Source organism: Streptomyces sp. NPDC020742, assembly GCF_040641675.1.
Lineage (GTDB): Bacteria > Actinomycetota > Actinomycetes > Streptomycetales > Streptomycetaceae > Streptomyces.
The window spans coordinates 42,701-54,024 of the sequence record NZ_JBFAEA010000013.1; the positions used below are offsets into that span (position 1 = coordinate 42,701).

Sequence of the window (11,324 nt, forward strand, 5' to 3'; positions counted from 1 at the left end):
CGTAAAGCCGCCCTAAGGGTGTGTCAGCGCCGCTAGGTTACCGAGCCGTCCCCGCGCCGCCGCACCCGACCCGCCCCCAGCGCCGTCGTGGGCCCGTTGTCGCTGCCCAGGCGCGGTTTCCGGGGCCCGTCGCAGGCCAGGCGCGCCGGGCCGATCGCCGACCGAAACCGACCCTGCGTTCCCCGCCCCGCGTTCCCCGTCCCGCGCTCGGGGCGTGTCCGGTACGAGCCCCGGAAGAGAACCCGCCGGCCCCCCAGCGAGCAGCGTTCGGACAGCGCCGGAGACCGCAGCCGACGCCGGTGAAGGTCGGGGCACACTGGGGAGCGTCGCAGAACGGTCGGCGAACGCGGGAGAACCCCGAGGAACGACGGAGAACGGGGATGAATATCCGGCAGGCGACCGTTCGGGTGACGACGCGCCGGAATCCGCCGACCAGGTTTCCCCGATGAAAAGCAGTATTCGCAGAGAATGTGAAGACCGCGGGAAATTGATCACACCTTCGGTGAGCGAGGCCGTTGATCAATTTCAGAATCGCCCCCGAGAGAGGCGTCGGCCGCCGAACGGAGTAGCGGAACTCGCTCATCAGGATCCGTGCAAAACGGGACGTTCGGCCTGTCGATCATGCCCTTCCTGGTGTGTGACGGGCAGGTTTCCGCGCACCCGCGCAGCCCCTCCGACCTGCGAATACCCGCTTCCAAGGGCCCTTCGAAGCACGTCCCGGGCGCTGTTGTCAAGCCCCGAGATATGCCCTGACCTGCGAAAACGCCATTCAGAACGGTCCGTTCCCGTGTTAGCATGGATAGCCACGGAAGGGGTACCTGTCACATGACGTTCAAGGTTGGCGACACCGTGGTCTATCCCCATCACGGGGCCGCGCTGATCGAGGCCATCGAAACTCGCCAGATCAAAGGCGTGGACAAGACCTACTTGGTGCTGAAGGTCGCCCAGGGCGACTTGACTGTTCGTGTGCCAGCGGACAATGCGGAGTTCGTCGGCGTGCGCGACGTGGTTGGTCAGGACGGGCTGGACCGGGTCTTCGAGGTGCTCCGCGCGCCGTATGCCGAAGAGCCGACGAACTGGTCCCGTCGCTACAAGGCGAATCTTGAGAAGCTCGCTTCCGGCGACGTGATCAAGGTTGCCGAAGTGGTGCGTGACCTGTGGCGGCGTGAGCGTGAGCGCGGGCTCTCCGCCGGTGAGAAGAGGATGCTCGCCAAGGCCCGTCAGATCCTGGTCAGTGAGCTCGCCCTCGCCGAGAACACCAACGAGGACAAGGCCGAGGCCCTGCTCGACGAGGTTCTCGCGTCCTGACGCTGCTGTGCGCTGGTCATGGGGTAAGCCCCACCGTCCAGCGCAGCGACGATGTAGCAATGCCGCGGTGCCCGAGTGACGACCGACTCCACGAGGAGAGGTCCGTTGCCGGGCGCTGCGGCATATCTGCGGGTAAGGCGGCGACTGCCGGGAACGGCGAGACCGCCGGCCCATGATGTGCCGGGCGCGGCGGTTGCCTCGACCGGTGTCACGGAAGGGTCCGGTCAAGGCCTCTCGCCCGGCACTCCCCAAGCCGCTGGCCGGGGGTGCCCCCAAGGCCATACCCACCTCGCCCGAGGAAACAAACCTGTCTGCGCCAATTCCGGGCTCGGCCCGGACTCCGGAGCCATCGATGTCAGAACCCTCCCGCCCGATCCGTACTGCCGCGGTGATTCCCGCCGCCGGCCGTGGTGTCCGGCTCGGTCCCGGCACCCCCAAGGCGCTGCGCGCGCTGGGCGGCACCCCGATGCTGGTGCACGCCGTCCGCGCGATGGCCGCCTCCCGCGCCGTCTCGCTGATCGTCGTGGTGGCCCCGCCCGACGGCGCCACCGAGGTCGACCGGATGCTGCACGAGTACCCGCTCGCCGACCGCACCGACCTGGTGGTCGTCCCCGGCGGTGCGACCCGCCAGGAGTCGGTACGGCTCGGCCTGGCGGCGCTGCCGGCGGACATCGACGTCGTGCTGGTGCATGACGCCGCCCGCCCGCTGGTGCCGGTGGACACCGTCGACGCGGTGATCGCCGCCGTCCGGGCCGGTGCGCCCGCCGTCGTCCCCGCCCTGCCGCTCGCCGACACCGTCAAGCAGGTCGAGCCGCAGCCCCAGGGGACGCCCGAGCCGGTGGTGGGCACCCCCGAGCGCGCGCTGCTGCGCGCCGTACAGACCCCGCAGGGCTTCGCCCCGGAGACCCTGCGCAAGGCGCATGAGACCGTCGTCGAGGGCGAGGGCGCCACCGACGACGCCGGGCTGGTCGAACGGCTCGGTGCACCCGTCGTGGTCGTTCCCGGCCACGAAGAAGCGTTCAAGGTGACCCGGCCGCTGGACCTGGTCCTGGCCGAGGCTGTACTCGCCCGCAGGAGGGCCACCGATGGCTACGTCTGAGCCGACCCCCACCACCCCGTCCGACAGCCCCTCCCACGGGTCTCACGGGCCGCTCGTTCCGCTCGTCGGCATCGGCACCGATGTGCACGCCTTCGAGCAGGGCCGCGAGCTGTGGTGCGCCGGCCTCCTCTGGGACGCCGAGGAGAGCGACGGCTACGGCCTGGCCGGCCACAGCGACGGCGATGTGGCCGCCCACGCCGCCTGCGACGCGCTGTTCTCGGCGGCCGGCGTCGGCGACCTCGGCGCGCACTTCGGCACCAGCCGCCCCGAGTGGTCCGGCGCCTCCGGCGTGACGCTGCTGGCCGAGGCCGCCCGGATCGTCCGCGCCGAGGGGTACACCATCGGCAATGTCGCGGTGCAGGTGATCGGGGTGCGACCGAAGGTCGGCAAGCGGCGGGACGAGGCGCAGAAGGCGCTCTCGGCGGCCGTCGGGGCGCCGGTCTCGGTCTCCGGGACGACCTCGGACGGGCTGGGCCTGACCGGCCGCGCCGAGGGCCTGGCGGCGGTCGCCACCGCGATCGTCTTCCGTACGGCCTGACGTAGGGCCTGACGGTCACCGGCCCGGCCCGCGCATGGATGGCTGGAAAGCGGCGGTCGACGAGACACCGGCGGCGCCCGGCGTTCCCCCGTATGGCGCGGGAATGCCGGGCGCCGCACGGGTGTTGGGGCAGCATCGGAGTCATTGCGTCCATCGGAACGGCCCGCAGGAAGGACCCCCCGTGAGTGCCACCCTGTCCGACGACCTCAAAAAGCTCCTCGACACCCCGGTCTTCGTGACCGTGGGGACCATCCAGCCCGACGGCAGCCCCCAGCTCTCGCCGGTCTGGGTCAAGCGGGACGGCGACGACCTGCTGATCTCCACCACCCTCGGCCGCCGTAAGGAGGCCAACCTGCGCCGTGACCCGCGCGTCTCGGTTGTGGTGCAGCCCTTCGACGCCCCGTACACCTACGCCGAGATCCGCGGCACCGCCACGCTCAGCACCGAGGGCGGGCAGGAGCTGATCGACGAGCTGTCCCGCAAGTACACCGGCAAGCCCTACGCCGAGTTCAACCCGCAGGCGGGCGCGGACGCCGAGCGGGTCGTGGTCCGGATCACCCCGCGCAAGGTGGTCGGCAGCATCTGATCGGCGGGCCGGCGGTTCGGTCGGCGGTTCGGTCGGCGGCTCCGCCGGGGGGCTCCGCCTGGGTGCCCTACGGGGCAGCCGCTGCCCGGGCCACCGATTCCGGCCACGGCCCCTCGGGCCACGCCCGTCCCTTACTTCCGGCAAAACCGGACGGTTATCACGGATCTGTGTCCCCGGAGCCCATGCGTCACGGGGCACTGCCCGGTTCCGACTACCCTGGTTCCGTGACGATTCGCCTGTACGACACCAGCGCCCGGCAGATTCGCGACTTCACCCCGCTCATGCCGGGCTGTGTCTCGATCTACCTCTGTGGTGCGACCGTGCAGGCCGCTCCGCACATCGGGCACATCAGGTCGGGACTGAACTTCGACATCATGCGCCGCTGGTTCGAGTACCGCGGCTACGACGTGACGTTCGTGCGCAACGTCACGGACATCGACGACAAGATCATCGCGAAGTCGAACGAGCAGGGCCGCCCCTGGTGGTCGATCGGCTACGAGAACGAGGTCGCCTTCAACACGGCCTACGACGCCCTCGGCTGCCTGCGCCCCACCTACGAGCCGCGCGCGACCGGCCACATCCCCGAGATGATCGAGATGATGCGCGGCCTGATCGAGCGGGGCCACGCCTACGCCGCCGACGGCAACGTCTACTTCGCCGTCGCGTCCTTCCCGGAGTATCTGCAGCTGTCCAACCAGGAGTTGGACAACCTCCTCCAGCCGTCCGGCGAGGGCGAGAGCGGCAAGCGCGACCCGCGCGACTTCGCGATGTGGAAGGCCGCCAAGGAGGGCGAGCCCAGCTGGGAGACCCCCTGGGGCCGTGGCCGCCCGGGCTGGCACCTGGAGTGCTCGGCGATGGCCCACAAGTACCTGGGCACCGCCTTCGACATCCACGGCGGCGGCGTCGACCTGGTCTTCCCGCACCACGAGAACGAGATCGCCCAGGCCAAGGCGTACGGCGACGACTTCGCCGCGTACTGGACCCACAACGCCTGGGTGACCATGAGCGGCGAGAAGATGTCCAAGTCGCTGGGCAACTCCCTGCTGGTCTCGGAGATGGTCAAGCAGTGGCGCCCGATCGTGCTGCGCTACTACCTGGGTACCCCGCACTACCGCTCGATGATCGAGTACAGCGAGGAGGCGCTGCGCGAGGCCGAGTCGGCGTTCGCGCGGATCGAGGGCTTCGTCCAGCGCGCCGTCGAGAAGGTCGGCACGGTCGAGCCCGCGCCCGAGGTGCCGTCGGCCTTCGCCGAGGCAATGGACGACGACCTGGGCGTCCCGCAGGCGCTGGCGATCGTGCACACCACCGTCCGGCAGGGCAATTCCGCGCTGACCGCCGACGACAAGGAAGCGACGGTGGCCCGCCTGGCCGAGCTGCGGGCGATGCTCGGTGTGCTCGGCCTGGACCCGCTCGACGAGCGCTGGTCGGGCGGCGGTGCGGACCGCAGCCAGGACCTGCACGGCGTCGTCGACTCCCTGGTCCGTCTCGTCCTCGACCAGCGGCAGGCAGCCCGGGCCCGCAAGGACTTCGCCACCGCCGACGCCATCCGCGACCAGCTCCAGCAGTCGGGACTGGCCATCGAGGACACCCCCTCGGGCCCCCGTTGGTCGCTGTCCTGACCCGACTCCGCCCCGGGTGCGGCCACCCGGATTCGCCCTTCCCGGTGGCCGCGGGCGACACTCATTCCATACGTACGTCCCCACTCCACGTCGCGAGACGTCGAGAGCAGTGAAGAAACAGGTGACCCATGGCCGGCAACAGCCAGCGCAGGAACCGCCGCACGTCCAACAAGAAGGGCGCCCAGGTCGGCAGTGGCGGTAAGCGGCGCCGGTCCCTGGAAGGCAAGGGCCCGACCCCGCCCGCCTCCGCGCGGAAGGGACACGTCAAGAACCGCATCGCCAACGCCAAGACGAAGCAGGCCGCCTCCCGTCGCCCGGCCCCGCGCCGGGGCGGCGCCAAGGGCACCGCGGAACTGGTGGTCGGCCGCAACCCGGTCGTCGAGGCGCTGCGCGAGGGCGTGCCCGCCACGACCCTGTACGTCCAGCAGTTCATCGACAGCGACGAGCGGGTGCGCGAGGCGCTCCAGCTCGCCACCGAGCGCGGGCTGCACCTCATGGAGGCGCCGCGCCCGGAGCTGGACCGCATGACCAACGGGCTCAACCACCAGGGCCTGGTCGCGCAGATCCCGCCGTACGACTACGCGCACCCCGAGGACCTGTCCGCCGCCGCCTTCGACGACGGCGAGGACCCGCTGATCGTCGCGCTGGACGGCGTCACCGACCCGCGCAACCTCGGCGCGGTCGTCCGCTCCGTCTCCGCCTTCGGCGGGCACGGCGTGGTCGTGCCCGAGCGGCGCGCCGCCGGGATGACCGCCGGCGCCTGGAAGACCTCGGCGGGCACCGCCGCCCGCACCCCGGTCGCCCGTGCGACCAACCTGACCCGGACCCTGGAGTCCTACCAGAAGGCCGGACTGACCGTCGTCGGCCTGGCCGCGGACGGCGATGTGGAGCTGCAGGACCTGGAGGTCCTGGACGGCCCGGTCGTGATCGTCGTCGGCAGTGAGGGCAAGGGCCTGTCGCGGCTGGTCGGCGAGACCTGCGACCTGCGGGTGCGGATCCCGATGCCGGGTGGCGCGGAGTCGCTGAACGCCGGTGTCGCCGCCGGTGTCGTCCTGTGGGAGGCCGCGCGCCGGCGCGGCTGAACGACCCCGCCCCGGGGCCGGATGCCGTCCGGCACCGCACCCCGGGGCATGGCCTGACCCTCCGTAGGGCTTTGTGGTGTCTTCGCCGGCTCCTGTGATTTTTTGACGGGTCTCGGACAGATAGCCCCGGTCAAGGCAGTGTCTTAACCGCAAGTCACTCGGTTAGATGAGCGTGGACACCAGAACACCCCGCACGCCTACGGGGGGACGCTCGCCGGGCTTCGATGACGAGCCGGGCCTGAGCTCGGTCAAGGTGCCGTGCGATCCCGCGCAGGTCATCGTCAACCACGCCAGCTTCCGCGTACAGCTCGCGCCCTCGGCGGCCGGCACCCTGGCCGACTCCGCGCGCATCCCCGCAGTCCGGGGCTCGGACGGTGCCAGACGCCGGGCGCCCGTGGTGTGGAGCGGCCGCACCGCACCGGGCGGTACGGCAGGCGCCACCACCCAACTCCTGCACGCGGTGCGCAACGCGGGCGTCGGCCTCGACGGCGGCCCGAGCGACGACGTCGGCACGACCCAGGTCCTGCCCCGGGTCCGGCTCGGCGACGCCGCCCGCGCCCGGACCGTCATCGGCCAGCGCGGCCCCCTCGAGTCCGACACCGCCCTGCTGCGTGGCGTCCGCCCCGTAGGCAGTGCATACGGCGACAACTACAGCGACCATGCCTCCCGTGACCGCTACGGCGGCCCCGGCGGGGACGACGACTACGACGACGGCTTCGAGGGCGACGACCTCTACGACACCGGTGGCCGGCGCCGCGTCCCCGAGACCGTGCGCCACGCGTACTACCCGGGCCGACGGATGAACCTCGGCGTCGTCCTCCTCCCGCTGCGCATCTTCCTCGGCCTGATCTCCGTCTACGCCGGCATGGGCAAGCTCTGCGACCCCGTCTACTTCGACGGTGGCGAGCGGGGCTCGATGGTCAAGTGGCTGCAGTCGCTCGACCCCTGGGCGCTGGCCGTGCCGCTGCGCGACTTCGCGGTCGCGCACCCGGTGGGCGCCGGTCTGACCGTCGCCTTCCTCCAGGTCGTCGTCGGCGTCCTGACCATCTGCGGGCTGTGGCAGCGCCTGGCCGCCTCGATCGGTGCGCTGCTGTCCGCGGCGCTGCTGATGACCGTCAGCTGGCGCACCCTGCCCGCCTACGACGCCCCCGACATCATCTACCTCGCCGCGTGGAGCCCGCTGATCATCGCGGGCGCCCCCGTCTACTCCATGGACGGGCGGCTGGCCGGCGAGGCCTGGCGGCGGCTCGGCCCGCGCGTCGAGGTCGCCGACCTGCGCCGCCGGGTACTGCGCCGCGGCGCCATGATGACCACGATGGTGGCCGGGCTGACCCTGCTCATCGGATCGCTGCTGGGCGGCGCCGTACGCTCCGCGACGGTTGCGAACGTGCCGCGCCCCGGCGAGCCCGCGATCAACAACCTGCCCGGCTCGCCGCTGCCCCGCCCCGGCAAGAGCGCCGGACACCACGGGAAGAAGCACACCGGCAGCCTGGCCCCCCGCCCCGGGACGCCCTCCGCGGGCGCCTCGCACAAGGCCCACAAGCCGCACCGGCCCGCCGCCTCCGCGCCCGGCACCGGGCGCTCCACGGGCAGCACCAGCGGTCTCTCCCAGCAGCCCGGCGCCACCACCAGCGCCCCCCAGCAGACCGTCCCGACCCGCGTCCCCGCCCCGAGCCATGACGTCCCGACCTCGGCGGGCGGCACCGGCGGCGGCACGACCGGAACCGGCTCGTCCGGCTCCGGCTCCGCGGACTCCGGGGGACGGGGAAGCACGCTGGGAGGGTTGCTGGGATGAGCCTTCCGGGAGCGGCAGCGAAAACAGCAGCGGAGGCAGGAGCAGGAGCAGGAGCGGAGGCCGGTACCGGCTGACCGTTGAGCCCTTGGCCTCTCCCGCCGCCCACCCCTTCGGGGGTGGGCGGCTTCATGTGTGCGTCGCTTGGGGCTTGCTGAGGGCGCTCGGCTCCCGGCAGTCGTCACTCATCACCAGGCGATGAAGCCACGGGCCGCGAGGCCACGAGGACGCGAGGACGGGAGGACGGGAGGACAGGAGGATGAGGAGTACCGGGCTTCAGAAGCTGCCGTAAGGGCCCTCTCGACGCCTCCGGCCGACTTCCGGGCTCCCCGGGCCGTTGCCCGCTCATCCGCGCGCCCCAGGCGCCTCCAGGCCCTCGCAGGCGCCACGGAGGTTCCCCTGGGCCCTGCCGCTGCCCCGCTACGGACTCACCACCCCTGGTCCTGGTGTGCCCCTGGTGGTCTCAACGCCCCCGGGGGCTCAGTTCCTTGGCCGCCTCGGTGAGGTCCTTGGTGGTGTCGATGGCGCGCCAGTAGGCGCCGTGGGGGAGGGGGAAGCCAGCCAGTCGGCGTTCGCGGGCGAGACGGGGGAAGGTGGTGCGTTCGTGGTCGCCGCGGTCGGGGAGCAACTCCGTGAAGGCGGCGGAGAAGACGTAGACGCCCGCGTTGATGAGGTACGGGGAGGGCGGCGCCTCGATGAAGTCCAGTACGTGGCCGTAGGCGTCGGTCTCCACCACGCCCCACGGGATGCGGGGACGGGCCAGCGCGAGGGTGGCCTCGGCGTCGCGCTCTTCGTGGAAGGCGGCCATCTCACGGAGTGGAAAGCGCGTCCAGATGTCGCCATTGGTGGCGTACCAGGGCTCGTCCGGGCGGGGCAGTGAATGTGCCGCGTACTTCAGGCCGCCGCCGCGGCCCAGCGGTTCGGTCTCGACAACGGTCGTGACGCGCAACGGCAGTCGGGCCTGCGACAGCCAGTCCTGGAGCACCTCGGCGAGGTGGCCGCAGGAGACGACGGCGTCCGTGACGCCCTCGTCGGCCAACCAGTTCAGCTGATGGCCGATGATCGGGGTCCCGGTGCCGGGAATCTCGACCATCGGCTTGGGGCGGTCATCGGTGTACGGGCGGAGACGTGAGCCCTGGCCGCCGGCCAGGACCACGGCCTGCGTGGGGTGCGAATGGTGGGCGCCTGTCATGGATCGCACCCTATGCGGTGCGAGGCGAGGTCACTGGGCGCCGGCGACACCGGTGGCGAAGGAGGTGTCACAGACCGGGCGGGAGAACGCCTGGGCGCGGTGCGCGGCACCGTACTTGGCGACCGCGGCACGGCCGAGATCGCGGGCGATGGAGGCGCAGGCCTTGGCCAGCGAGGGCCGCTTGGTCGTCGCCTCCTGGAGGTGGGTCAGGGCGACGCCGGGGTCCTTCTCCTGGAGCTCGACCAACAGGCGCTTGCGCAGGGCGTCCTCGGGGCTGCGGGGGCCGGCCTTCGACGAGAGCCGTCCGGAGGACGCGGTCAGCATCTGTGAGTCGGTGGTCGTTGTCTTGGCCCAGGGGACGGCGGTGACCGCGAGGGTCCCGGAGAGGACAAGCACGACGGGGAGGACCAGGGCGAGAGTTCTGCCGATGCGGCGGGCTGCGGAGTTCACGGTCGTGATGGTAGCGAGGGGTGATGATTTGGCGACATTTGGTCACCATATCGAGGGATGCAATTGCCCGTCGGTGCGGTTGCGATGTTGACGCACTGGTGCGAAAAGCGGTGAATTGTCCCGTAGGTGGCCATGGCGAGGGTGGGAAACGCAGCGGCGGCGGTGCCGGGTTCTACCCCGCACCGCCGCCGTTCTCACCTACCCGCGCCACCGGCCGCCCGGGGCGCGTCGCGGTCGTGCCTCAGTCGGAGAGGCGCTCCCCGGACGAGGTCGAGAACACATGCGTCTCACCGGGCCGCGGCACGACGTGCAGCTGGCTGCCCTTGTCCGGGACCTGGCGGCCGTTGACCCGTACGACCAGGTCCTTGACCTCGCCGCCGACCTCCGCGGTGCCGTAGACATAGCCGTCCGCGCCGAGCTCCTCGACGACGTTGACGGTGATGGCCAGGCCGGCCGGGGCGTCCGCGGACTCCTTGGACAGCGACGTCGCGGCGGCGCCGTCCTGCTCGACGATGTCGAAGTGCTCGGGGCGCACGCCCACGGTCACCGTGCGGTCCCCCTTGTCGGCGGCCGCGGTCAGCGCCTCGCGATTGACCGGGACGACGCTGTTGCCGAACTTCACGCCGCCGTCGGTGATCGGGACCTCGACGAGGTTCATCGCGGGCGAGCCGATGAAGCCCGCGACGAAGAGGTTCGCCGGCCGGTCGTACATGTTCCGGGGCGAGTCGATCTGCTGGAGCAGCCCGTCCTTGAGGACGGCGACCCGGTCGCCCATGGTCATGGCCTCGACCTGGTCGTGCGTGACGTAGACCGTCGTGATCCCGAGCCGGCGCTGCAGGCCGGCGATCTGCGTACGCGTCTGGACGCGCAGCTTCGCGTCCAGGTTGGACAGCGGCTCGTCCATCAGGAAGACCTGCGGCTCACGGACGATCGCGCGGCCCATGGCGACGCGCTGCCGCTGGCCACCGGACAGCGCCTTGGGCTTGCGCCCCAGGTACTCGGTCAGGTCCAGGATCTTGGCCGCGTCCTCGACCTTCTGCCGGATCTCGGCCTTCGGCACGCCGGCGATCTTGAGCGCGAAGCCCATGTTGTCGGCGACCGTCATGTGCGGGTAGAGCGCGTAGTTCTGGAACACCATGGCGATGTCCCGGTCCTTGGGCGGTAGGTGGGTGACGTCGCGGTCCCCGATGCGGATGGCGCCTCCGTCGACGTCCTCCAGGCCCGCGAGCATCCGCAGGGAGGTGGACTTGCCGCATCCGGAGGGGCCGACCAGGACGAGGAATTCGCCGTCCTCGATGGCGATGTCCAACTTGTCGACGGCGGGCTTGTCGGAACCCGGGTAGATGCGGGTTGCCTGGTCATACGTGACCGTAGCCATGGTGAGAGTCCCTTCACCGGCAGGAACGTGCCGGACGATCCGAGTAAAAGGAGTGGTGTGGTCCACAGAGGTGAACCGGTTCTGTGACGCTACCCGCGGAGCCCTGCGCTGTCAGTAGCCCGGCCCTCATCAAATTCAGGAGCCCGGCACCCGCCTCACCTGGGTACACTTCTTCCCGCACGCCTCCTTAGCTCAGCTGGCCAGAGCACCGCTCTTGTAAAGCGAAGGTCGTCGGTTCGAATCCGACAGGGGGCTCTGAGCACACCGCGCTGACCTGGGA

The 11,324-nt window shown here is 71.1% G+C and carries 10 protein-coding genes and 1 tRNA gene; 8 read left to right on the forward strand and 3 right to left on the reverse strand.

Annotated elements, in window-relative coordinates; translation table 11 throughout:
* Window positions 1-825 precede the first annotated feature (825 nt).
* The 7 genes from AB0G84_RS22150 (at window position 826) to AB0G84_RS22180 (ending at window position 8,027) form a co-directional block, all read left to right on the forward strand.
* Entirely contained in the window at window positions 826-1,308 is a 483-nt protein-coding gene (locus tag AB0G84_RS22150; RefSeq protein WP_003953493.1) for a CarD family transcriptional regulator, read from the forward strand.
* Between the two features lie 352 nt (window positions 1,309-1,660).
* Complete coding sequence (ispD, locus tag AB0G84_RS22155) at window positions 1,661-2,407, forward strand: 2-C-methyl-D-erythritol 4-phosphate cytidylyltransferase (protein WP_361323268.1); 747 nt, start codon at window positions 1,661-1,663, stop codon at window positions 2,405-2,407.
* Window positions 2,394-2,945, forward strand: a complete 552-nt coding sequence (gene ispF, locus AB0G84_RS22160) for a 2-C-methyl-D-erythritol 2,4-cyclodiphosphate synthase (RefSeq protein ID WP_361323271.1) — start codon at window positions 2,394-2,396, stop codon at window positions 2,943-2,945. The genes ispD and ispF overlap by 14 nt, the downstream gene beginning before the upstream one ends.
* 181 nt (window positions 2,946-3,126) lie before the next feature.
* Window positions 3,127-3,531: a PPOX class F420-dependent oxidoreductase gene (locus AB0G84_RS22165; RefSeq protein WP_361323274.1), complete on the forward strand. Its 405-nt coding sequence runs from the start codon at window positions 3,127-3,129 to the stop codon at window positions 3,529-3,531.
* A 224-nt stretch (window positions 3,532-3,755) separates the two neighbouring features.
* Window positions 3,756-5,150, forward strand: coding sequence for a cysteine--tRNA ligase (cysS, locus tag AB0G84_RS22170; RefSeq protein WP_361323277.1), 1,395 nt, complete (start codon window positions 3,756-3,758; stop codon window positions 5,148-5,150).
* Window positions 5,151-5,278: 128 nt separating this feature from the next.
* Window positions 5,279-6,232 (forward strand): 23S rRNA (guanosine(2251)-2'-O)-methyltransferase RlmB, encoded by a 954-nt coding sequence (gene rlmB / locus AB0G84_RS22175; protein WP_361323280.1) that lies wholly within the window; start codon window positions 5,279-5,281, stop codon window positions 6,230-6,232.
* 172 nt (window positions 6,233-6,404) lie between these two features.
* The gene (locus AB0G84_RS22180) at window positions 6,405-8,027 is read left to right on the forward strand and encodes a DoxX family membrane protein (RefSeq protein WP_361323657.1); all 1,623 of its coding nucleotides are present in this window, start codon (window positions 6,405-6,407) and stop codon (window positions 8,025-8,027) included.
* Window positions 8,028-8,487: 460 nt separating this feature from the next.
* On the opposite strand, the gene AB0G84_RS22185 is transcribed toward AB0G84_RS22180, so the two are convergent.
* The 3 genes from AB0G84_RS22185 to ugpC all read right to left on the reverse strand — a co-directional run bounded on the left by AB0G84_RS22185 (window position 8,488) and on the right by ugpC (window position 11,044).
* Window positions 8,488-9,216, reverse strand: coding sequence for a nucleotidyltransferase family protein (locus tag AB0G84_RS22185; RefSeq protein WP_361323283.1), 729 nt, complete (start codon window positions 9,214-9,216; stop codon window positions 8,488-8,490).
* A gap of 30 nt (window positions 9,217-9,246) precedes the next feature.
* Window positions 9,247-9,666: a hypothetical protein gene (locus tag AB0G84_RS22190; RefSeq protein WP_361323286.1), complete on the reverse strand. Its 420-nt coding sequence runs from the start codon at window positions 9,664-9,666 to the stop codon at window positions 9,247-9,249.
* A gap of 241 nt (window positions 9,667-9,907) precedes the next feature.
* On the reverse strand, window positions 9,908-11,044 hold the full coding sequence (gene ugpC, locus AB0G84_RS22195) for a sn-glycerol-3-phosphate ABC transporter ATP-binding protein UgpC (RefSeq protein WP_361323289.1): 1,137 nt from the start codon (window positions 11,042-11,044) through the stop codon (window positions 9,908-9,910).
* Between the two features lie 181 nt (window positions 11,045-11,225).
* On the opposite strand from ugpC, the gene AB0G84_RS22200 reads away from it, so the two are divergent.
* Window positions 11,226-11,299, forward strand: a tRNA-Thr gene (locus tag AB0G84_RS22200).
* Window positions 11,300-11,324: the final 25 nt, after the last annotated feature.